23 protein-coding genes are annotated in these 21,863 nt (G+C 68.7%); 10 read left to right on the top strand and 13 right to left on the bottom strand.

Annotation, left to right across the window (positions count from 1 at the left end; all coding sequences use genetic code 11):
* Positions 1-3: 3 nt before the first annotated feature.
* Positions 4-519 carry a class I SAM-dependent methyltransferase gene (locus D4739_RS00565; RefSeq protein WP_120058715.1) on the bottom strand — a complete coding sequence of 172 codons (516 nt, stop codon included), beginning with the start codon at positions 517-519 and terminating at the stop codon, positions 4-6.
* A 77-nt stretch (positions 520-596) separates the two neighbouring features.
* On the opposite strand from D4739_RS00565, the gene dapB reads away from it, so the two are divergent.
* Positions 597-1,355 carry a 4-hydroxy-tetrahydrodipicolinate reductase gene (gene dapB, locus D4739_RS00560; RefSeq protein WP_238473451.1) on the top strand — a complete coding sequence of 253 codons (759 nt, stop codon included), beginning with the start codon at positions 597-599 and terminating at the stop codon, positions 1,353-1,355.
* A gap of 78 nt (positions 1,356-1,433) precedes the next feature.
* Here the strand turns inward: dapB and D4739_RS00555 are convergent, their stop codons facing one another.
* Positions 1,434-1,976: a GNAT family N-acetyltransferase gene (locus D4739_RS00555; RefSeq protein WP_120058711.1), complete on the bottom strand. Its 543-nt coding sequence runs from the start codon at positions 1,974-1,976 to the stop codon at positions 1,434-1,436.
* Between the two features lie 108 nt (positions 1,977-2,084).
* Positions 2,085-2,645, bottom strand: coding sequence for a DUF3043 domain-containing protein (locus D4739_RS00550; RefSeq protein WP_120058709.1), 561 nt, complete (start codon positions 2,643-2,645; stop codon positions 2,085-2,087).
* Positions 2,646-2,748: 103 nt separating this feature from the next.
* Between D4739_RS00550 and D4739_RS00545 the strand changes: the two genes are divergently transcribed.
* On the top strand, positions 2,749-3,378 hold the full coding sequence (locus tag D4739_RS00545; RefSeq protein WP_120058707.1) for a VOC family protein: 630 nt from the start codon (positions 2,749-2,751) through the stop codon (positions 3,376-3,378).
* Between the two features lie 3 nt (positions 3,379-3,381).
* Here the strand turns inward: D4739_RS00545 and D4739_RS00540 are convergent, their stop codons facing one another.
* From D4739_RS00540 to D4739_RS00525, 4 genes are read right to left on the bottom strand one after another with little or no spacing between them, the layout of a single operon-like run.
* Positions 3,382-4,275: an AEC family transporter gene (locus tag D4739_RS00540; RefSeq protein WP_338016284.1), complete on the bottom strand. Its 894-nt coding sequence runs from the start codon at positions 4,273-4,275 to the stop codon at positions 3,382-3,384.
* 38 nt (positions 4,276-4,313) lie between these two features.
* Positions 4,314-4,664 (bottom strand): zinc ribbon domain-containing protein YjdM, encoded by a 351-nt coding sequence (locus D4739_RS00535; protein WP_120058703.1) that lies wholly within the window; start codon positions 4,662-4,664, stop codon positions 4,314-4,316.
* A 2-nt stretch (positions 4,665-4,666) separates the two neighbouring features.
* Positions 4,667-5,839, bottom strand: a complete 1,173-nt coding sequence (gene nadA, locus D4739_RS00530) for a quinolinate synthase NadA (protein ID WP_120058700.1) — start codon at positions 5,837-5,839, stop codon at positions 4,667-4,669.
* 20 nt (positions 5,840-5,859) lie between these two features.
* Positions 5,860-8,070 (bottom strand): CocE/NonD family hydrolase, encoded by a 2,211-nt coding sequence (locus D4739_RS00525; RefSeq protein WP_182920243.1) that lies wholly within the window; start codon positions 8,068-8,070, stop codon positions 5,860-5,862.
* An 83-nt stretch (positions 8,071-8,153) separates the two neighbouring features.
* On the opposite strand from D4739_RS00525, the gene D4739_RS00520 reads away from it, so the two are divergent.
* Together D4739_RS00520 and D4739_RS00515 are read left to right on the top strand one after the other, a co-directional pair.
* Positions 8,154-9,239, top strand: a complete 1,086-nt coding sequence (locus D4739_RS00520) for a glycerate kinase family protein (RefSeq protein ID WP_120058696.1) — start codon at positions 8,154-8,156, stop codon at positions 9,237-9,239.
* A 72-nt stretch (positions 9,240-9,311) separates the two neighbouring features.
* Complete coding sequence (locus D4739_RS00515) at positions 9,312-9,740, top strand: HesB/IscA family protein (protein ID WP_238473450.1); 429 nt, start codon at positions 9,312-9,314, stop codon at positions 9,738-9,740.
* Positions 9,741-9,855: 115 nt separating this feature from the next.
* Here D4739_RS00515 and D4739_RS00510 read toward each other — a convergent pair whose 3' ends face one another.
* The gene (locus D4739_RS00510; RefSeq protein WP_120058693.1) at positions 9,856-10,074 is read right to left on the bottom strand and encodes a hypothetical protein; all 219 of its coding nucleotides are present in this window, start codon (positions 10,072-10,074) and stop codon (positions 9,856-9,858) included.
* Between the two features lie 80 nt (positions 10,075-10,154).
* On the opposite strand from D4739_RS00510, the gene D4739_RS00505 reads away from it, so the two are divergent.
* Positions 10,155-11,132 (top strand): carbohydrate kinase family protein, encoded by a 978-nt coding sequence (locus D4739_RS00505; protein WP_120058691.1) that lies wholly within the window; start codon positions 10,155-10,157, stop codon positions 11,130-11,132.
* A 1-nt stretch (position 11,133) separates the two neighbouring features.
* Here D4739_RS00505 and D4739_RS00500 read toward each other — a convergent pair whose 3' ends face one another.
* Entirely contained in the window at positions 11,134-11,370 is a 237-nt protein-coding gene (locus D4739_RS00500) for a sulfurtransferase TusA family protein (RefSeq protein ID WP_120058689.1), read from the bottom strand.
* A gap of 13 nt (positions 11,371-11,383) precedes the next feature.
* Positions 11,384-12,532 (bottom strand): cysteine desulfurase family protein, encoded by a 1,149-nt coding sequence (locus D4739_RS00495; RefSeq protein WP_238473449.1) that lies wholly within the window; start codon positions 12,530-12,532, stop codon positions 11,384-11,386.
* A 92-nt stretch (positions 12,533-12,624) separates the two neighbouring features.
* On the opposite strand from D4739_RS00495, the gene ctaC reads away from it, so the two are divergent.
* The 5 genes from ctaC to D4739_RS16665 all read left to right on the top strand — a co-directional run bounded on the left by ctaC (position 12,625) and on the right by D4739_RS16665 (position 17,989).
* Positions 12,625-13,521: an aa3-type cytochrome oxidase subunit II gene (gene ctaC / locus D4739_RS00490; protein WP_476638905.1), complete on the top strand. Its 897-nt coding sequence runs from the start codon at positions 12,625-12,627 to the stop codon at positions 13,519-13,521.
* On the top strand, positions 13,518-15,185 hold the full coding sequence (gene ctaD / locus D4739_RS00485) for an aa3-type cytochrome oxidase subunit I (RefSeq protein ID WP_120058685.1): 1,668 nt from the start codon (positions 13,518-13,520) through the stop codon (positions 15,183-15,185). The genes ctaC and ctaD overlap by 4 nt, the downstream gene beginning before the upstream one ends.
* A complete protein-coding gene (locus D4739_RS00480; protein WP_120058683.1) occupies positions 15,182-15,595 on the top strand; it encodes a cytochrome c oxidase subunit 4 in 414 nt (137 codons plus the stop codon). The genes ctaD and D4739_RS00480 overlap by 4 nt, the downstream gene beginning before the upstream one ends.
* Before the next feature lie 111 nt (positions 15,596-15,706).
* Positions 15,707-16,912, top strand: a complete 1,206-nt coding sequence (locus tag D4739_RS00475) for a L,D-transpeptidase (RefSeq protein ID WP_120058680.1) — start codon at positions 15,707-15,709, stop codon at positions 16,910-16,912.
* 132 nt (positions 16,913-17,044) lie between these two features.
* Complete coding sequence (locus D4739_RS16665) at positions 17,045-17,989, top strand: hypothetical protein (RefSeq protein ID WP_147384745.1); 945 nt, start codon at positions 17,045-17,047, stop codon at positions 17,987-17,989.
* Between the two features lie 130 nt (positions 17,990-18,119).
* On the opposite strand, the gene qcrB is transcribed toward D4739_RS16665, so the two are convergent.
* The 3 genes from qcrB to qcrC are packed head-to-tail and all read right to left on the bottom strand — an operon-like array spanning position 18,120 to position 21,837.
* Complete coding sequence (gene qcrB / locus D4739_RS00460; protein WP_120058672.1) at positions 18,120-19,853, bottom strand: cytochrome bc1 complex cytochrome b subunit; 1,734 nt, start codon at positions 19,851-19,853, stop codon at positions 18,120-18,122.
* Positions 19,850-20,887 (bottom strand): cytochrome bc1 complex Rieske iron-sulfur subunit, encoded by a 1,038-nt coding sequence (gene qcrA, locus D4739_RS00455; protein ID WP_420799024.1) that lies wholly within the window; start codon positions 20,885-20,887, stop codon positions 19,850-19,852. Before qcrA ends, qcrB begins: the two co-directional genes overlap by 4 nt.
* A 53-nt stretch (positions 20,888-20,940) precedes the next feature.
* Entirely contained in the window at positions 20,941-21,837 is an 897-nt protein-coding gene (qcrC, locus tag D4739_RS00450; RefSeq protein WP_120058670.1) for a cytochrome bc1 complex diheme cytochrome c subunit, read from the bottom strand.
* Between the last annotated feature and the right edge of the window lie 26 nt (positions 21,838-21,863).

Genomic DNA, 21,863 nt, shown 5'->3' with positions numbered 1-21,863 from the left:
CGGTCAGCGGTGACCGATGATCGCGACCATGGCCGGCCGCTGACTCTGCAGGGCCGTGACTCGGAAGCCGGCCTGGGCGAGCGAGTGCGACGACTTCTCGACGATGGTCGGGACCTCTTCGCGTCGCGTGGACTCGAAGAACAGGTGCAGCGTGCCGCCGGGGGAGAGCTTCTCGTGGAGCAGCGCGACCTCGTCCTGGCAGTCGCGGACCCAGAAGAGGTTCACGTTGACCGCGAAGGCCTTGTCCAGGCGCTTCACGGGCACGCGCAGCGTCGCGAGGTCGATATGGCGGACGGTGAGGCGGCCGGACTCGACGTACTCACGATTGCGGCGCTTGGTGGCGTCGACCGACGCCTCGGACCGGTCGATCGCCATGATCTTTCCGCTGGTCAGGCGGCTGGCAACGAGTCCTGCGGCCTGGCCAGCGCCGCAGCCGATTTCGAGCACCTGGTCGTCGGGTCGGACGTCGAGAACGTCGACGGCCCAACGAAGGCGCGCGGGGATGGTCTGGGTGGCCATGGGTACAGCCTGCCAGTAGTGGTCCGCGAGAGCATCGGAGACACCCGGGTCCGTGTCGTCAACGGTAGGTTGTGACCGTGGCTGAGACGAAATTGAAGGTCGGTGTCCTGGGTGCGCGCGGCAAGGTCGGCGCCGAGATCTGCAAGGCGGTCGACGCCGCGGACGACCTGGAGCTGGTCGCGCAGATCGACGCAGGCGACGAGATCGATGCGCTGGTGACCTCCGGCGCACAGGTCATCGTCGACTTCACCCACCCCGACGTGGTGATGGACAACCTCGAGTTCTGCATCGACCACGGCATCCACGCCGTCGTCGGCACCACCGGGTTCGATGACGCCCGTCTGGCGCAGCTGGAGACCTGGCTGGCCAGCTCCCCGAAGACCGGCGTGCTGATCGCCCCCAACTTCTCCATCGGCGCCATCCTGATGATGCGCTTCTCCGCGATCGCGGCGCCGTTCTACGACTCGGTCGAGATCATCGAGCTGCACCACCCGACGAAGGCGGACGCCCCGTCCGGCACGGCGGCGCGCACGGCGTCACTGATTGCCGATGCCCGGAAGAAGGCCGGCTCGCCGCCGTTCCCCGATGCCACGTCGCAGGAGATCGAGGGTGCCCGCGGTGCCGATGTCGACGGCGTCCGGGTCCACGCCCTGCGCATCCGCGGCATGATCGCGCACCAGGAGGTCGTCATGGGTGGGCCGGGTGAGACCCTCACCATCCGTCACGACTCGATGGACCGCGCGTCCTTCGGTCCGGGTGTGCTCACCGGTGTCCGTGCCGTCGGAGCCAACCCCGGCCTGACCGTCGGCCTCGAGCAGTTCCTCGACCTCGACTGATCCTCCGAGATGTCGGCTCTGGCCTGACGAGATGCCGGCCGTGGCCTGACGAGATGCCGGCCGTGGCCTGACGAGGTGTCAGTCCTGGTCGGTCGACAGGCTCGTGTGCAGACGCACCTGACGGACTCGCTCGCCGGTCTCTGCCTCGAGTTCGCGGGTGGCGCCGTCCGGCGCCCAGCCGGCTGACTCGAGGAAGGCGCGGAACGCATCATCTGTCGTGCGGATCCAGCACGTCGCGCGGGTGAAACGGTCTGCCCGCAACGTGTCGATGCAGGCCTGGATCAGGCGCGAACCATGCCCCGCCCGCACGGACTCCGGGTCGATCGTGAACTCGTCAACCATGCCGTCGGCAACGGGATCCGCATCCGGGTCGGGCGCCGGCCCGGTGATCGCAAAGCCCTTCACGCGATTGCGCTCCAGCGCGACGAGGACCCGGCTGCGTGCATCGGCGGGCTTGGCCAGCGCGTCGCTCCAGCTTCGCGCGAACGCGGTGGGGTCGAGGGCGTTGAGGACGGACGGCGCCACCACGTCGGCGTACGACGATCGCCATGCAGCGATCTGGACGCGCGCGATCGCATCGGCGTCACTTGCCCAGGCGACTCTCGCCGATACGTCACTCACAGCATCTCCAGACCAAAGTCGACGTCTGGGCCCGCAAGAACCGACCTCTCGGCACGCCAGAGGTGACCTCTCGGCGGGCCAGACGTGACCTCTCGGCGGGCACGGAGATCAGCGGTAGGTGTCGGGGAGCTGGGTGCCGATCTTCACCTGCGGCTTGGGCAGGCGGAGGATCCGGAGGTTCAGCGAACGCACGACGGCGTAATAGGTGACGCCCTTGAGCGACTCACCGGGGAACCGCTGGCGTACGCCGCGGCGCGCGCGGAAGCGGATCCAGAAGATGTCGATGAGCACCAGGATGACCGACATGATCCACATGCCCTGGCCCATGACCGGGTTGACGGCGCTGAGGATCAGGATCAGCACGAGCATCGGTGCGAAGAGCTCGGCGAAGCCGATCCGCGAGTCCACGAAGTCACGCAGGTAGCGCTTGAGCGGGCCCTTGTCTCGCGCGGGCAGGTGCGCCTCGTCGCCGGTCTTGTAGGCCTCGCGCAGCTGGCGGGTCTGGGAGGAGCGCGCCGCGCGCTGCTTCTTGGCGAGGGCCTTGCGGTCGGTGCCCAGCTTTGCCCGCTCCCGGGCGGCGGCTTCGGCTTCCTTGCGCGTAGGGGTCGGACGCCCCTTGCCCTGCTTCGCGTGGGGAGTGGAGCCTTCGTCGGCGGGGTGAGAGGACAACTGATGACCTTTGGCCGGAGTGGATCGGACTCCTCCAGCCTACCGGCGCGTCGATCGCCGGCCGCGCTCGTCTTGGCGACCGGAGGCCAGTAGCCTCGCGGCCGTGATCACCATCGACGAGCTGCAGGTCGCGGACACCCCTCAGGCGTGGGAGGCCGCGGGCTTCACGGTCATCGACCACACGATCCAGGTCGGCACGGTGCGGATCCGGCTCGTGGGTCCCGATGGCGGGACCGGGATCGTCGCCTGGTCGCTGCGCGGCGTACGCGACGACGTCACCGAGGTCGACGGCCTCGCGACGTCCGCCTCTGTGGATGCGCCCGCCGAGCCGGGAGAGCACCCCTTGGGAGCCACCCAGGTGGACCACGTCGTCCTGATGTCTCCGGACCTCGCGCGCACGACCGCTGCCATCGAGGCGCTCGGCGCGGAGGCCCGCCGGGTGCGCGACTTCGAGATCGCTGGTACGCCGATGCGGCAGGTCTTCTTCCGGCTCGGCGAGGTGATCGTCGAGCTGGTCGGCGATCCGGCCTCCGCCGGCGAGGGGCCAGCGACCTTCTGGGGGATCACGTTCACGGTGGCCGACATCGACGCTGCAGCTGCCCTGCTCGGCGAGCAGACGGGCCGGGTGAAGGACGCCGTCCAGCGCGGCCGCCGAATCACCACGCTCCGCCACCGCGACCTCGGCATCTCGGTCTCGACCGCGCTGATGTCCCCGAAGCCGCCGAAGCAGTAGCCGCTAGCCCAGCACCGCGGCGATCACCAGCATCACCGGCAGGCACAGCGCGGTGGTGACCAGGATCGTGTCCCGCGCGAGGAGCTGGCCGCGCCCGTAGCGGGTCGCGTGCGTGAAGACGTTCTGCGCAGTGGGCAGCGCGCTGACGATCGCCACGGCGAACAGCGCGTGGCCCTCCAGCCCGAGCAGGTACGCCGCGGTGAGGGTCGCCACGAGCGGCTGCACCACCAGCTGGAGCGCCGAGCAGAGTGCGATCTCGGCACGCGATCCACCGGACCCGAACCCGCCGCCGAGCCGCAGCGCAACGCCGTACGAGAGCAGCATCGACGGCACCGCCATCGCGGCCAGCACCTCGAGCGGTGCCCCGACCACCGCCGGCACCGGCGTGCCGGTCAGTGACAGCACGACGCCGATGATCATGGCGACGGTCAACGGGTTGGTCAGTGGCCGCACCAGCGCGCGTCGCCAGCCGATCCCGCCCGTGCCGCGCCGGCGTGCGGCGTCGTGGTCCAGCAGCATGAGCCCGAACGGGGTCAGCACGACCAGCTGCAGCAGCAGCGTCGGCACGACGTACGTCGCGTTGCCGAGCACGTACGCCGCCACCGGGATGCCGAGGTTCCCGCCGTTCACGTACGCCGCGGCGAAGGCGCCGATGACCGTGTCGCCGAGCCCGCGCTGCCAGACCAGCCGCGCGACCGCGACATACACCGCCACCGGGACGAGGACGCCGACGACGATGGCGAGCAGCTGGCGCGAGAGGACCTGGGTGACGTCCGTGCGGGCGATCAGCGTGAGGGCCAGCGCCGGGCTGGCGACGTTGAAGGCGATCGTGGAGAGCACCTTCGACGCGTCGGCGTCGACGATGCGCCGGTGTGCCAGGAAGAAGCCGACGCCGATGACGGCGGCGAGCGTGGCGAATCCCTGGAGTACCCCGATCAGGCCTTCTTCACCACGCTCGACTTGAGCTGCATCTGGCCGAACCCGTCGACCTTCGCATCGATGTCGTGGTCGCCGACGCCTTGGATCAGGCGGATGCTGCGGACCTTGGTGCCGACCTTGATGGTGCCGCCACCGGCGCCCTTGACCTTGAGGTCCTTGGCGATCACGACGTCGTCACCGTCGACCAGCACGTTGCCGTTGACGTCGCGGATCTGGGCGGCCTCAGCGGCCTCGGCAGCCTCGGAGGGCGACCACTCGTGGGCGCACTCGGGGCAGACGATCAGGTCACCGAGCTCGTAGGTGTACTCGGAGGCACACTTCGGGCACGGAGGAAGGGTGTCGCTCAAGCTCAGTCCTTGTGTGATTTGCCGGGCAGCGCCAGCATGCGGTCGAGCGCGATCTTGGCCCAGTGCTCGGTGTCGGGGTCGACCTCGATCACGTTGACGACGTTGCCCGCGGCGAGCGACTCGAGCGCCCACACCAGGTGCGGGAGGTCGATGCGGTTCATCGTCGAGCAGTAGCAGACGTTGCGGTCGAGGAAGACGATGTTCTTGTCCGGGTGGTTGGTCGCGAGGCGCTTGACCAGGTTGAGCTCGGTGCCGATGGCCCAGGTGGAGCCGGGCGGGGCCGCCTCGATGGTCTGGATGATGAACTCGGTCGAGCCGACCAGGTCGGCCTTGAGCACGACCTCGTGCTGGCACTCCGGGTGCACGATGACCTGGAGGTCGGCGTGCTTCGAGCGGAGCTCGTCGATCACGTCGGGGGAGAAGCGGCCGTGCACGGAGCAGTGGCCCTTCCACAGGATCATGCGCGCGGCCTGGATCGCCTCGATCGTGTTGCCGCCGAGAGGCAGGCGCGGGTTCCACACGATGCAGTCGTCGAGGGTGAAGCCCATCTTCAGCACGGCAGTGTTGCGGCCGAGGTGCTCGTCGGGCAGGAAGAGGATCTTCGCGTCAGGCTTCTGCGAGAAGGCCCACTCAAGTGCGACCTCGGCGTTGGACGAGGTGCACACGGCACCGCCGTGCAGCCCGGTGAACGCCTTGATGTCGGCCGAGGAGTTCATGTAGGTGACGGGGACGACGGAGTCCGCGACGCCAGCATCCTCGAGCCCGGCCCACGCGTCCTCGACCTGCGCCAGGCGGGCCATGTCGGCCATCGAGCAACCGGCGGCCAGGTCAGGCAGGATCACCTTCTGCGAGGGCGACGTCAGGATGTCGGCGGACTCGGCCATGAAGTGCACGCCGCAGAAGACGATGAACTCCGCCTCCGGACGCGCAGCGGCGTCGCGCGCCAGCTTGAACGAGTCACCGCTGACGTCGGCGAACTGGATGACCTCGTCGCGCTGGTAGTGGTGTCCGAGGATGAACACCTTCGCTCCGAGGGCTTCCTTCGCGGCACGCGCACGCGCCACCAGGTCCGGGTCGGAGGCCGGCGGGAGGTCGCCGGGGCACTCGACGCCGCGCTCGGCATCCAGGTCCTTGCCGCGCCCGAGCGGGAGCAGGGGGAGGTCGACAGTCGTCATGGCTACATCTTAGTGGCGGGTCAGGTCACCTTGCGGGCGCGCACCCAGGTCGTGGTGAGCAGCAGCACGAACAGTCCGATCCCGCCGAGCAACCACGGCTGCGTCGCGACCGCCCGGGTTGCCGACACGGGCTGGGTGGCCGGCGCCGCCGTGGTGTCGGCCGACTCGGTGCGGGCCAGTGCGTCGGCAGCCGCCGTTGTCGCGTCGTACGTCGGGTCGGTGCCGGCCGGCAGCAGTCCGCCGAGTCCCGGGAGCGAGAGGCCGGCGCCGCCGGCAAGCTGTCCGGTGATGTCGGTGACGGCGCCGCCGATGCCCGCGGCCGTCGTGCCACCACCGGCTGTCGCGCCGGTGCCGCTGACGGTCGGCAGCACGATGCGGGACGGGTTCGAGGGCGAGGTGTGCAGCGTGATCACGCTTGCCGCGCTGGTGAGCACGCCAAGGTGCGGCGCCAGGTGCGGGACGTCGAACGCGCCCACCGAGATCCGCAGGCGATCTCCCTTGCGGATCACGGCGCCGGTCGGGAAGACCTCGACGTCGACGGGGGCGATCTCGCCGGGCTGCAGCGTCCGCTGCGACGCCTTGGTGAAGGGGTGCCACGGCTGGACGATCTGGCCGTCGATCTTCGTCGACCGGGCCTCGTCGAGCTCCGCGAGCGAGATGACCTGCCAGCCGCCGGTGAGGCGGTCGACCCTGCCGTCGGGCGCAACTCGTGACACGTGGACCGAGAGCATGCCGTCGCCGGTGGCACTCGAGGCGTTGAGGTGCACGTTGATCGGTCCGAGCATGCGCAGGTCGTCGCTCAGCGGAGCCGTCTCGTAGACAGCGCCGGCGAGGTCGTTGAGCCGGTTGTCGGTGTCGCAGGGGGTCTCGCCGAGCAGCACGCTGCTCACACCCGCCGTCCACTGCGACGACGAACGCGTGCAGAGCCCCGACACGGGGAGCGGGGGCACCACGGCGGTTCCGGCCTGAGCGGGCCCGGTGGTCAGCGAACCCTTCTGCAGGGTCGGCAGCGCGCTGCCGGAGAGCTGGTACGACGTTGCGGACTGTCCGTCCAGGTAGCCGTTGCGCTTCACCCAGCTGCCCGAGCCGAGCTCGTAGTAGGTGAAGTCGGGGATGTCGCTGTCGAGGGCCGGGTCGGCAACACCGCGCACGTAGTGGTCGAACCAGCGCAGCTGGAGCTCGGCGATCGTGCCGTAGCCGGCCTTGACGACGTCGGCTCCCGAGCTGCCCTGCAGGTGGTTCCACGGTCCGAGGATCATCTTGACCGGCACGCCGCGCTCCTGCAGCGCCTGGAAGATCATCGGCGTCCCGCGCTGGAAGAGGTCGTACTCGCCACCGATCAGGAAGGTCGGCACCTGGATCTTCGGGACCGACTGCAGCAGCGTGGAGCGTTCGCGGTACCAGGGACCGTCGTACGCCTTCTCGCCGCCGAGGACGCCGTCGAGAGCGAGCTGGAGGCTGGTCGAACCGCTGCCCGCGAGGTGCTCGAGGATGGTGCTCAGTGCGGTGAGGTCGGGTGTGCCGGTGGGCATGAGGCCGGTCAGGTTGACCAGGCCGAGCCAGAGCGGCATGAAGCCGACGTCGAGCTGGCCACCGGAGGCGACGATGTCGCGGTAGACGTCCGCGCCGGGGACCTGCGGGAAGATCGCCTTGAGCCCTTGCGGCTGGTTGCCCGCGGCGAAGAGCTGGCTGATGCCCATGTAGGACGGGCCGACCATGCCGACGGTGCCGTCGCTCCACGACTGCTTCGCAGCCCAGGTCACTGCCTCGCCGGCGTCCTTCTGCTCGCGCTCGCCGAAGACCTGCCAGGTGCCCGGCGAGGTGCCCGTGCCGCGTGCGTCGACGATGAGGAACGCGTAGCCCCGCTTGACCAGGTAGGACAGGTCCGCGCCGCCGAGACCGCCGCCTCCGCCCGCGATCACCGTCTTGTTGTAGGCCGTGATCTCGACGACCACCGGGAACTTGCCCGAGGCAGCAGTGCCGTCGGCCTTGGCCGGGAGCACGAGGTCGCCCTGCAGCGAGAGTCCGTCGGACATCGGGATGGCGACATTGGCCTTCACCACGGTGCCCGGGTACGTCGCCGGTCGGGGCGTCCAGCCGGAGGGCAGCGCTGCGGCTGCCTGCGCCGGCATCGGTGCTGCGTCGGCACCTCCGGTCAGAGCGAGGGGTCCGGCAAGCGTGACGAGGGCTGCGACTGCTGCCGCGATCCGACGGCCCGAGAGGTGTGACATGGACAACATGTACCAGTCAACGAACGACGGCCGGAGAGGTCCCGCAGCACCGACGAGGCGGAGGCCCGGGCAGGATGGTCGCCATGCGTGTCCTCGTGGCTCCCGACAAGTTCGCCGGCACCCTGACCGCGGTGCAGGCAGCCGCGGCGATCGCCGAGGGATGGTCGCGCACGGCACCCGGCGACATCATCGAGCAGGCGCCGATGGCCGACGGCGGCCCGGGATTCCTCGACGTCCTCCAGGCCTCGCTCGGCGGCGCGCTGCACGCGGTCACGGTCAGCGGGCCGTTCGGTGAGCCGACGCCCGCGGCGATCCTGCTCGTCGGGGACACGGCGTACGTCGAGAGCGGGCAGTCCTGTGGACTGCACCTGACGGGGCGCACCGATCCGGAGCGAGCGACCACCCGTGGCGTGGGGGAGCTGCTGCTCGCTGCGACCGATGCGGGCGCGACCACCGTCGTGGTCGGCCTCGGTGGCTCGGGTACGACGGATGGCGGCGCCGGGCTGTTGGCCGCCCTCGGTGCCACGGCTGATTGCCCCCTCGATCGCGGTCCGGCCGGGCTGGCCGGCCTGACGGTGGTCGACCTGGGGCCGGCCCGCGCGCGTCTGGACGGGGTGCGGGTGATCGCGGCGAGTGACGTCGACAACCCGCTGACCGGTCTCTTCGGTGCGGTGAAGACGTTCGGACCGCAGAAGGGCCTGGTCGAGGACCGGATGCCCGTGGTCGACGGGTGGCTGCAGGACTTCGCCGCCATCGCCGACCGGAGGCTCGCCCTGGAGAAGGGAGCGGGTGCCGCCGGCGGACTCGGCTACGCGCTCCTGCTGCTCGGCGCGACGCGCGTGAGCGGCATCGACCTTGTCTCCGATGCGGTCGGCCTGCCTGCCCGGGCAGCTGCGGCGGACCTGGTGATCACCGGCGAAGGCTCCTTCGACTTCTCCTCCCGCGCCGGCAAGGTCCCGTACGGGGTCGCGCTGGTGGCGGGTTCCGCTGCCCGCCCGTGCATCGTGCTGGCGGGTCGCGTCGATGTCGGTTCCCGCGAGATGCGCGCACTCGGCGTCGAGTCGGCGTACTCGCTGGTGGAGCTGGTGGGGGAGGAGCGGGCGCTCGCCGATCCTGCCGGTGCCCTGGCCGAGCTCGCCGCGCGGACCGCCCGCACCTGGTCACGGTGAACATGTGGGGAATAACCACGCGTGTGCGACCATTGGAGACGTTGTACATCAACGACTGACTGAGGAGTTCCCATGGGCGACGCATGCTGCGGCGGCGGACACAGCCACGATGCACCGACGACCACGACCAACGCTTCTGTTGGTGGATCGGTTGCGGTGGACATCGAGACCCGCCTTGACCAGGTCAACCTGAGCCCCCTTGCTGCGAGCAAGGTGAAGAGCCTCCTCGAGCAGGAGGGTCGTGAAGACCTCGCGCTGCGCATCTCGGTCCAGCCTGGTGGCTGCTCGGGCCTGCGCTACCAGCTCTTCTTCGACGAGCGGACCCTCGACGGCGACGTCGTGACCGACTTCGACGGCGTTGCCGTTGTCGTCGACCGCATGTCGGTTCCCTACCTCAACGGCGCGACGATCGACTTCGTCGACACCATCGAGAAGCAGGGCTTCACGATCGACAACCCCAACGCTTCCGGCTCCTGCGCCTGCGGCGACTCGTTCCACTGATCTGACGCACCCGGCCCAGGCCGGACAGTCAGACGCACAAGGAAAGGCCCTCACCGAATCGGTGGGGGCCTTTTCTCGTCTGGCCCGACGTGTCTGGGCCGATGCTTGTGCGGCGTCAGTCGAGGATCGAACCGGCGAGCCTGGCCAGCCGGTCGGTCACCGCGATGACCGGCGCAGCGGCCCGCTTCGGGGCGCCCATCAAGGTGGTGGTCACCGTCTTTGCGAGTCGGGGCGCCGGCACGTGGATGTTGCTGGTCGCTGCCTCGCAGTCCGCGTGCATCTCGTCCGGCGTGCTGGCTTCGTCGTAGGCAAGGTGCGCAGGAGTTGAGGTCATGACTCCGACGCTAGGCACTACCGACGAGTAGCCCTAGCCCTACCCATCGGTAACGTTTCGGCATCTGTAGTGTTCGCGCCATGTCTCTGCTGATCACCGGGTCGATCGCGACCGACCACCTGATGACCTTCCCCGGCAAGTTCGCGGACTCCCTCGTCGCGGAGAAGCTGGACAAGATCTCGGTCTCGTTCCTTGCCTCCGACCTCGAGGTCCGTCGTGGCGGCGTGGCCGCCAACATCGCCTTCTCGCTGGCCAAGCTCGGGGAGCGCCCGATCCTGGTCGGCGCCGTCGGCGAGGACTTCGCCGAGTACCACTCCTGGCTCGACCGCCACGGGGTCGACTGCTCGTCGGTGCACTACTCCGAGACGCAGCACACGGCGCGCTTCACCTGCACGACCGACACCGAGATGAACCAGATCGCCTCGTTCTACCCCGGTGCGATGGGTGAGGCCCGCGAGATCGAGCTGAAGCCGATCGTCGACCGCGTCGGCGAGCCGGCCTTCGTCCTCATCGGCGCCAACGACCCCGACGCGATGCTGCGCCACACCGACGAGTGCCGTCAGCGGGGCTACCGCTTCGTCGCGGACCCCTCGCAGCAGCTCGCCTTCGCCGGCGGCGACCTGATCCGCCCCCTCATCGAGGGGGCGGACATCCTGATCTCCAACGAGTACGAGGCCGAGCTGATCACCTCCAAGACCGGCTGGTCCGCCGACGAGGTGCTGGCGAAGGTCGGCACCTGGGTGACCACGCTCGGCAAGGACGGCGTCCGGGTGCAAACCAGGGACGGCGACCTGCTCGAGGTGGGCGTCGTCGACGGCGTCACGCCGGTCGAGCCGACGGGTGTCGGCGACGCTTTCCGGGGCGGACTGCTCGCGGCCCTCTCGCGCGGCCTCGGCTGGGAGCGTGCGGCGCAGCTCGGTTGCACGGTCGCGGCGTACGTCGTGGAGACCGTCGGCACCCAGGAGTACGACGCGACCCGCGACGAGATCCTGACCCGCCTCGGCGGCACCTACGGGGCAGATGCCGAGAAGGAGATCCGGGCAGCCCTCGGGGCCTGATCTATACGTCCTCGAGAAGGCGGCGCACCACATAGGTGGGTGTGCCGTCTTCTGCCTTCTCCTCACCGAGATACTCCTGGCCGCGCATCCGGCACCAGGCCTGTACGTCGACGCGCGCGGCCACGTCGGTGGCCACAACCGCGATCTCGTCACCGGGTTCGACAGTCGACAGCGCCTTCGCCAGCGCGATGACCGGTGCGGGGCAGCGCAGCCCGCGGCAGTCGAGCTCGATCCTCACAGCGTCGTCCCCCTCACAGCCCGACCTCCGCGCGGAGCGCCTTCACGACCTCCGGCAGCTCGGTGAGGAAGCGCTCCACCTCGTCAGCGGAGGTCGTGCGGGTGAGGGAGAGCCGGACGTTGCCGTGGGTCAGCACGCCCATGGCCTCGAGCACGTGGCTCGGGGTGAGGGTGGAGGCCGTGCACGCGGACCCGGAGGCGACACCGAAGCCGCGCCGGTCGAGCTCGGTCACCAGCGCCTCGCCGTCGACGTACAGGCAGGAGAACGTCACAAGGTGGGGGAGTCGGTCGTCAGGATCTCCGACGACCTCGACATCGGGGATGGCCGCGACCGCGGCGCGGACGCGGTCGATGACGGGACGCTGGCGGGACTCGAGCTCATCGCGCTCGCCCACGATCGCCTGCAGCGCCGCTGCGGCGGCGAGGACACCGGGGACGTTCTCGAACCCTGCCGTTCGCTCGTCGGCGCGATCGTCGACCGGGAACGGGTTGCGCCACGGCGCGCCCTTGCGCACCAGCAGGACGCCGACTCCCGCCGGACCGCCCCACTTGTGCGAGGAACCCGCCGCTGCCGCCCATCCGGTCGGGAGCGGGAGCCGGCCCATCGAGGCACAGGCATCCACGAACAGGGGGACGTCCGCGGCGGCTTCCCGGATCTGGGCGACCGGCTGGACCGTGCCGACCTCGTGGTTGGCGGACTGGACGGCGAGTGCCGCCACCGCGGGATCTGCCGCGAGCGCGGCGCGCACAGTGTCGGCCGAGAGGCGCCCCAGCCGGTCGACCGGGAGAGACGTGCGGGAGGCGCCGTTGGCCACCGCCCAGTCGGCGGCGTGGATGACCGAGGAGTGCTCGACGGCGGAGTGGAGGATCGCGTTGGCCTGGCGGCGGCGACCCTGGACCAGTCCGAGCAGCCCACGGTGGACGGCTTCGGTGCCAGACCCGGTGAACGTCACCTCGTCGCGCCGTACGTCCAGGGCGGCGGCGACGACCTCGCGCGCGTTGTCGAGGAGGAGGCGCGCGTTGCGGGCCTCGCGATGCAGCCGACGAGGGTCGGCCCAGCCGCGGTCGAGCGCGGCGAGCAGCGTCTCGCGAGCGGCCGGATGCAGCGGCTCGGACGACGCCGAGTCGAGGTAGCCAGCGGGTCCGTCGTCGGGCAGTCTCACACCACGAACCTACCGGGCGACCTGCGGGACATTTGGTCCCGGTGTTCCGATAGAGTCCGCGTATTCGTGAAGTCTTAGAGGAAGGCTCGTTCGTGGGTCTGAATTTGACCAGGCGCGCCCGCCGTACGGCGTACGGGGCCCTGCTGGGCTCCAGCTTCTTGCTTTTGGGCGCTTGTGACGCCGAAACCGAGAAGCAGATCGACCGCTGGGCGATGCCGGGGAACTCCCCGGGCACCGAGCAGGGGCAGCTGATCTTCGAGCTGTGGAAGGGCGCGTGGATCGCTGCCCTCGTCACGGGCGCGATCACCTGGGCCCTGATCTTCTACGCGTGCTGGCGCTACCGCCGTCGTAGCGAGGATGAGATCCCCGTGCAGACGCGCTACAACCTGCCGCTCGAGATCTTCTACACGATCGCCCCGATCATGATGGTGATCGTCTTCTTCGCGCACACCGTGCGCGTGCAGGAGGCCGTCCTCAACGAGACGCCTCCGCCGGACAACTGTGTCCAGGTGGTCGGCCAGCAGTGGCAGTGGACGTTCAACTACAACGAGTCCTGCGACAACGACAACGGGCCCGTCGTCTACACCTCCGGCACGGGGTCGAACATCCCGACGCTGGTCCTCGAAGAGGGCAAGACCACGGAGTTCAAGCTGTCCTCGCCGGACGTCCTGCACTCGTTCTGGATCACCGGCTTCCTGATGAAGATGGACGTCATCCCCGGTCAGACCGGCGATGAGCGCAACCACTTCTCGGTCACGCCGAACAAGGTGGGCGACTACCGCGGCAAGTGCACCGAGCTCTGCGGTGTCTACCACTCGCGGATGCTCTTCAACGTGAAGGTCATGGACAGCGCGGACTACGCGGCGTACATGGACGGCCTGCGCAAGGACCCGAACTCCACGTCCGACGCGCCGCTCCTCGGCGGCAAGTACGCCACCACCACCGCCGGCTACGACGGTGACGAACACGAGACCGGAGGCCACGAGTGACCGCCACCGCCGCCCCTCTGAGCGACACGGGCCGCAAGCCGCTGGGCACCAACATCTTCCGGCTGCTCACCACGACCGACCACAAGCTGATCGGCAAGATGTACCTCGCGACGTCGTTCGCCTGGTTCATCTTCGGTGGCCTCCTCGCCCTGCTGATGCGTTCCGAGCTGGCCTTCCCGGGCAGCCAGGTCGTCAGCGACGAGACGTTCAACCAGCTCTTCACCATGCACGGCACGATCATGCTGCTGCTCTTCGCGACGCCGCTCTTCTTCGGCTTCGGCAACGTGATCATGCCGCTGCAGATCGGTGCTCCGGACGTCGCGTTCCCGCGGCTGAACATGTTCAGCTACTGGCTCTACCTCTTCGGTGGCCTGATCGCTGGCTCCGGCTTCCTGACGCCCGAGGGCGCTGCGGACTTCGGCTGGTTCGCCTACACGCCGCTGTCCAACGAGGTCCGCTCGCCGGGCATCGGTGGTGACCTGTGGATCATGGGCCTGTGGATGGCCGGTCTCGGCACCATCCTCGGCGCGGTCAACTTCATCACCACGATCATCTGCATGCGTGCACCGGGCATGACCATGTTCCGCATGCCGATCTTCGTGTGGAACACGCTGATCACGGCCCTGCTCGCGCTGCTGGTCTTCCCGATCCTGGCGGGCGCGCTGCTCTCGCTGGAGGCTGACCGACTGCTGGGTGCCCACGTCTTCGACACCGAGCACGGTGGCGCCATCCTGTGGCAGCACCTGTTCTGGTTCTTCGGACACCCCGAGGTCTACATCATCGCGCTGCCGTTCTTCGGCATCGTGACCGAGATCCTCCCGGTCTTCAGCCGCAAGCCGATCTTCGGTTACGTCGGCCTCGTCGGCGCCACGCTCGGCATCGCAATCCTCTCGGTCGCGGTGTGGGCCCACCACATGTTCGTCACCGGTGCGGTCAACCTGGCGTTCTTCTCCGGCATGACCTTCCTCATCGCCGTGCCAACCGGTGTGAAGTTCTTCAACTGGATCGGCACGATGTGGGGCGGCTCGCTGTCCTTCGACACCCCGATGCTCTGGTCGGTCGGCTTCCTGACGACCTTCCTCTTCGGTGGTCTCACGGGCATCATCCTGGCCAGCCCGCCGCTCGACTTCCACCTCTCCGACTCCTACTTCGTGGTGGCGCACTTCCACTACGTGGTGTTCGGCACGGTGGTGTTTGCGATGTTCGCCGGCTTCTACTTCTGGTGGCCGAAGATGACCGGCCGGATGCTCAACGAGACGTTGGGCAAGATCCACTTCTGGCTGCTGTTCATCGGCTTCCACCTGACCTTCCTCATCCAGCACTGGCTGGGTGTCGAAGGCATGCCGCGCCGCTACGCGGACTACCTGCCTGACGACGGCTTCACGGTCCTGAACCAGATCTCGACGGTCGGCGCGTTCCTGCTGGCCTCCTCGACGCTGCCGTTCATCCTGAACGTCTGGATCACCCGCAAGGCGCCGCTCGTCGGTGTCGATGACCCGTGGGGCTGGGGCCGCTCGCTCGAGTGGGCCACCAGCTGCCCGCCGCCGCGGCACAACTTCCACACCCTGCCGCGGATCCGTTCGGAGTCCCCGGCGTTCGACCTGCACCACCCGGAGATCGCGGCCCTCGAGGTCGAGCCTGAGCGCGAGGAGGACGACAAGTGAAGGCAGAGGCATGGATCTTCGGGATCTGCACCGCGTTCTGCGTGCTCGTGACCCCGGCGTACTGGATCGTCACGGACGCCTCCGAGAAGGGCGGTGACTGGACCGGCACGTCGGCCCTGGTCATGACCACCCTGCTGTTCGGCATGGTCACGCTCTACCTCGGCTTCCACGCGACCCGCATGGACCCGCGTCCCGAGGACCGCAAGGACGGCGAGATCGCCGACGGTGCGGGCGAGCTGGGATTCTTCCCGCCCTACTCCTGGTGGCCGCTCTGGTGCTCGCTGGCCCTCACGGTCATCGTGCTCGGCGTCGTCATGGCGTGGTGGCTCTTCGTCATCGGCGCCGTGCTCGGCCTGCTGGCGCTGCAGGGCTGGATCTTCGAGTACTACCGCGGAGAGCACGCGCACTGAGTGCCTGACGCAACAAGAGCCCCGTCCGTGAGCATCACCACGGACGGGGCTCTTGTCGTCCGGGGACCGGTAACCTGTAGCAGAAAACTTTTCGTCACTGGGGGAGACCCGATGTCTCATCGCCTGACCGTTCCTGCGCGCACTGCGTCGGCGCTTGCCGTCCTCGCGCTGCTGACGGGTTGCAGCGAGCTTCCCCCGGCGCTCGGCGGAGAGAAGACTGCTGCTGCGGCGGAGCCCTCGGTGGCGCCCCCTGCTGTCGTGCTCACGTCCAACGCGCAGGGACGCACGGTGCCGATCAGCACCCGTGTGACCGTGACCGCGGCCGAGGGCAAGTTGACCGAGCTCACGCTCACGGCGAGGAACGGCGAGACCGCCGGCACTACCGTGCCGGGCACTGTCCTCGAGGACGGCGTCACCTGGAAGGCGCGCGGTCGTCTCGAGCCCGGCACGCGCTACGTCGCCGCCGGCACCGCAGTCGACTCGTCGGGCGCGACGGTCCCGGTGCGGACGGCGTTCACGACCGAGGTCCTCTCGGACGCCCAGCAGGCGTTCGCGTCGGTCGCTCCGCTCAACGGCGAGACCGTCGGCGTCGGCATGCCGGTCATCGTCACCTTCGACGCCACCGTGACCGACCACGCTGCGCTCGAGCGCCACATGAAGGTCACCAGCACCCCTGCCCAGGCTGGTTCCTGGTACTGGGTGAACGACCGCGAGGTCCACTGGCGCCCCGCGACGTACTGGCAGCCCGGCACGGACGTGAAGGTCGACCTGGACATCAACAGCGTGCCCGCCGGCGAGGGCATCTACGGCCAGGCATCCCGGGTGATCGACTTCAACGTCGGCGACGCCCACGTCTACAAGGTCAACGCGCAAACCCACCAGATGCAGGTCTACTCCAACGGCTCGCTGCTCCGGACCATCCCGATCACCACGGGCCAGGCGGGCTTCGTGACCCGTTATGGCACCAAGGTGATCATGGAGAAGTTCCGTGAGCGCACGATGGACGCCGAGACCACCGGCATCAGCAAGGACGACCCGAACTACTACCGCGTCGAGGGCGTCGAATACGCGATGCGGCTCACCTACTCGGGCGAGTTCATCCACGCCGCCCCGTGGTCGGTGGGCTCCCAGGGCCACGCCAACGTCTCGCACGGCTGCACCGGCATGTCTCCCGCGAACGCCGGCTGGCTCTACGACATGTCGATCCGTGGTGACGTCGTCGAGTACGTCGGCACCGACCGGCCGATGACCTTCTCCAACGGCTGGGGCGACTGGAACCTCTCCTTCGCCGACTACCAGGCCGGCTCCGCCCTCTAACGTCGACACGGCGCGACTTCGGCGTCGACACGGCGCGACTTCGGCGTCGACACGGCGCTTGTGTGCGGTGCTGTCCACAGGAGGGCCGTACGTCGGTGGCGCGGGCGCCTTGGTCCGGGGCAGAACAGGCCCATGACCCTTACCTACCTTGACTGGCTCACGCCACTCGATCTTCCCGTGCCGCAGGACCGACCCTTCACGACGGCCGAGGCCGTTCGCCTACTTCGAAATCCCGACGCGGTCCGCGCGGCTGTGCGCGGCGGACTCCTGGTCTCGCCTGTGCGCGGCGTGTATCACGTCGCTACCCTCGACGACGATCTGTCGCTCCGACTCGACTGCCTGCGTCTGGTGGTGCCGCGCGATGCGGTCATCTGCGATCGCACGGCTGGCTGGCTTCATGGTGCGCCGCGGATTCTCGCACCCGGAAGCCACCTCGTCGTGCCGGCGGTTGACGCCTATCTGCCACTGGGGCGTCGGCTCCGCAACGGTCTTGCCGAGAGCGGCTCGCGGGGACTGCGTGCCGAGGACGTGGTGACGATCGGTGGGCTGACGGTCACTACGCCGTTGCGGACGGCATGTGACCTTGGCCGACTCCTTCATCGTGATCAAGCGATCGCTGCGCTCGACAGCATGCTTCGGATCGAGGAGTTCAGCCGGGAGGACCTCCTCCGCGCGCCGCGGAGGTTCCCGCGCTATCGGGGTGTGGTCCAGCTTCGGGAGCTGGTGCCGCTCGCGGACGGCCGATCCCAGTCGCCGGGGGAGAGCGTCCTCAGGCTGCGATGGATCGACTGTGGTGATCTGCCGCGCCCCGTGCCGCAGTGGGAGGTCGTCACGCCGTGGGGCTCGCGCTTCCTGGATCTGGCCCTGCCGGAGCTGAAGTACGCCGGGGAGTACGACGGCGAGGAGTTCCATGGTCCGGATCAGGAGGAGCACGACGAGGAACGGCGAGGGTGGCTACGGGAAGGCGGCTGGATCATCGATGTCTTCCGCAAGGAGCACGTGTACGGCCCGCAGCAGGACGCCGAGGTGCGGTTGCGCGGGGGAGTGGCCGAGGCTCTGACGCGTCGGCGTGCGTAGTGAAACGCCGAAGTCGCGCCGTGTCGACGGGGAAGTTGCGCCGTGTCGACCTCGAAGTAGGGACGTGTCGGCGGAAATGGAGGAAGGGCCCGAGCGACCCCCTTCGGGGTGCCCGGGCCCTTCTCAGCGATCAGTGGCGCAGGGTCTCGTCGGACACCGAGTGGTGGCCGTCGAACTGGTGGCCATCGGCCGCGTGGTCGAGACCCGCCTCGAGCTCGTGCTCGTGCTCGGCGTGGTGGTGGCCCTCTTCGAGCTCCGCCGCGGTCGGCTTCTGCACGTTGTCGGCGTACATGAACGACGACAGCTTGGAGCGCAGCTCCTGGACCCGATAGCCCTTGTCGGCAACACCGTCAGCGTCGGTCTTGCTGGCGGGGGGCAGGACCTCGTCGCGCTCACGGGCGGTGAGAGCGAAGGCCTTCTCCTCGCTGATCGGCAGGTGCCGCTCGGAGTAGCCACCCTCGGCGGAGCGCATGATGATGCCGGTCTCGTAGCCGTGCAGCAGGGTCTCGTTGTCGTGACGCTGCAGCGCGATGCACCAACGCTTGGCGATCATGAAGACGATCACCGGGACCACGAAGACAGCCGCACGCATGAACCACGTGATGTGCTCCATGTTCATGTGGAACTGCGTGGCGATGATGTCGTTGCCGCCCGCGGCCCAGAGCAGGCCGTAGACGGTCACCATCGCGGCGAGGAACGCCGTGCGGGTCGGGGCGTTGCGCGGGCGGTCGAGCAGGTGGTGCTCGCGCTTGTCGCCGGTGACCCAGGCCTCGAGGAACGGCCACGCCAGGATCAGCGCGAGCAGTGCCATCGGAGCGACCTGGCCGGGAAGGAAGATGTTCCACGACAGGGTGGTGCCGAACAGGTGCGTCTCCCAGCCCGGCATGATCCGGAGGAGTCCCTCGGCGATGCCCATGTACCAGTCAGGCTGCGAGCCTGCGGTGACCTTGGACGGGTCGTAGGGGCCGTACTTCCAGATCGGGTTGATCGACAGCAGGCCACCCATGAGCGCGGTGACGCCGAAGACGATGAAGAAGAAGCCACCGGCCTTGGCGGCGTACACGGGCATCATCGGGTAGCCGACGACGTTCTCCTCGGTCTTGCCGGGGCCCGCCCACTGGGTGTGCTTGTGGTAGACGATCAGCAGCATGTGCGCCGCGATGAGCGCGAGCAGCAGACCGGGGATCAGCAGCACGTGGACGGTGTACAGGCGGGGGATGATCGCCTCGCCGGGGAACTCGCCGTCGAACATGAAGAACGACATGTAGGTGCCCACGAGCGGAGTGGCCTTGATCAAGCCGTCTGCGATGCGGAGACCCGTGCCGGACAGCAGGTCGTCGGGGAGCGAGTAGCCCGCGAAGCCCTCGACCACACCGAGCAGGATCAGCACGCCACCGATGAGCCAGTTGACCTCACGCGGCTTGCGGAACGCGCCGGTGACGAAGACACGCATCATGTGGATGAGCATCGCGGCGATGAACAGCATCGCGGCCCAGTGGTGCATCTGGCGGAGCAGGAGACCGCCACGGACGTCGAAGGAGATGTCCAGCGAGGTCGCGTAGGCCTGCGACATCTCGACGCCGCGGAGCTGGTCGTAGGAGCCCTGGTACTGGATCTCCGCCATCGAGGGGACGAACCAGAAGGTCAGGAAGACACCGGTGACGAGAAGTACGACGAAGCTCCACAGGGCGATCTCGCCGAGCATGAAGCTCCAGTGGTCCGGGAAGACCTTGCGGATCATCTTCTTGTTCGAGGAGGCGAGACCGAGCCGGTCGTCGGCCCACTTCACAGCCGCGGCACCCTTGGCGGCTGCCTTGGACTGCGCGGGGTTCGTGCCGTTGGTCTTGGCGACGTCATCGGTCATTTGGAGTCACGCTCCCAGTAGCTCGGGCCCACGGGTTCCTTGAAGTCGCTGGTCGCGACGAGGTAGCCCTCGTCGTCGACCGAGATCGGCAGCTGCGGCAGCGCACGCGCGGCCGGGCCGAAGACGACGCGGCCCTTGTCGGCCAGGTCGAACGTGGACTGGTGGCAGGGGCAGAGCAGGTGGTGCGTCTGCTGCTCCCACAGGGAGATCGGGCAACCCACGTGGGTGCAGATCTTCGAGTAGACGACGATGCCTTCGTGGCCCCACTCGGCGGTCGCGTCGGAGAGGTCCTTCGTCTCCATGCGTGCCACGACGACGGCGGCCTTGGTCTTGGCGGCCTGCAGCGCAGCGCCGTGGACGAAGGTCTGCTCGATCTCCTCGCGCTCCTCAGCGGTGGCGCGGGGGTCGAACGCGTGCACGAGGCCCTGGGGCTCGGCGTTCAGGAGCGTGCCGACCTCCAGGTCCGACGGCTTGAGCCAACGGCCGCTCACGTCGACGACGATGCGGGTGTCAGCCTTCCAGAAGGTCGTCTCCAGCGTCTTGCGGCGCAGTGACGGGGTGGCGACAGGACCGAGGTCGGTCAGCGCGACGACGGCGGGCAGGCCGACGAAGCCGAGTGCACCGAGCAGCGTGTTGCGGACCAGGGGACGGCGGGCGATGCCCGACTCCTCGATGCCCTGCGCCAGGTCGGCGAGGACCTGGGCGCGGTCCTCCTCGGAGGAGGCGGCCGGGTGGCGGAGCTCGGAGATCTCGTGGTCACCCATGAGCTTGCGGGCCCAGTGGATGACGCCGACGCCGATCAGCAACAGCGCGAAGCCGAGCGTCAGGCCGAGGAAGAGCGTCGAGGACCCCAGACCCATGAAGGTGTCGTGCTCGTCCTTGATGTCGAACGTGTAGTACGACACGACGAACAGGACGGCGGACAGCATCGAGAGCAGGAACATCGCGGCGACCTGGCGCTCAGCGCGTCGCTCGGCGCCGGGGTCGACATCGGTCGGTCGCGGAAGGTGCGCCGGGAGACCCGGGTTCGCGATCGGCTCCTCAGCCCCCTGAACGGTGGCCGGGAGGTGGGTGTCGTTGTGGTCGGTCACGCTTCTTCCTTCTTCTCAGAGCGCGCGGTGTGGGCAGCGATCCAGTAGGCGAAGCCCACCAGTCCACCGATGCCCACCAGCCAGGCGAACAGACCCTCGGACACGGGGCCGAGGCCACCCATGCCGAAGCCGCCGTAGGACGGGGTCTGCTCCCGGTCCTCGATCGACTCGAGGTAGGCGATGATGTCCCGCTTGTCCTCGGGGGTGAGTGCGGCGTTGGGGAACACCGGCATCTGCTGCGGGCCGGTCAGCATGGCCTCGTAGATGTGCTTCTCATCGACGCCCTTGAGCTTCGGGGCGAACTTGCCCCACGGCATGGCGCCGCCGGAGCCGTCGAAGTTGTGGCAGGCGGTGCAGTTCGTGAGGAACAGCTGGCCGCCGCGGACGATCGCAGCGCGCCGGTCGTCGTCGGAGAGACCCGCGACAGCGTCGAGGTCGTACTCCTCCTGCGCGGGCTCGGCCGGGCCGGGGCCCATCGAGGCGACGTACGCCGCGAGGTACTCGACTTCCTCGGCGGAGAAGACGTCGGGCTTGCGCAGCGCCTGCTTGCCCGGCTGGACCATCGGCATGCGGCCGGTCTCCACCTGGAAGTGGACTGCAGCGGCACCGACACCAGCGAGGGACGGGCCGAGGTTGCCCTTGCCGTCCTGGGTCAGGACGCCTTCGCCGTTCTGCCCGTGGCAGGTGGCGCAGGAGAGCAGGAAGAGCTTGCGGCCGGCGTCGATCTTCTCCTGCTGGGAGAGGCCGTCGGAGCCCTCTTCCGCGTTCGCAGGAGCGAAGGCGGCGAAGAAGCCGCCCATGACCAGCAGCCCGAGCGCGATGACGAGCAGGCCCGCGAACGGCCCGCGGCGGTGCCGCGAGATTCGTCCAGCGGAGCGATTCAGGAGTCGCACGTGATTCAGTCCTCGATCTGTCAGGA

The sequence above is a fragment of the Nocardioides cavernaquae genome, assembly GCF_003600895.1.
GTDB lineage: Bacteria > Actinomycetota > Actinomycetes > Propionibacteriales > Nocardioidaceae > Nocardioides > Nocardioides cavernaquae.
The sequence above is the reverse complement of the archived record's forward strand: the minus strand, read 5'-3'. Positions and strand labels throughout refer to the sequence as shown.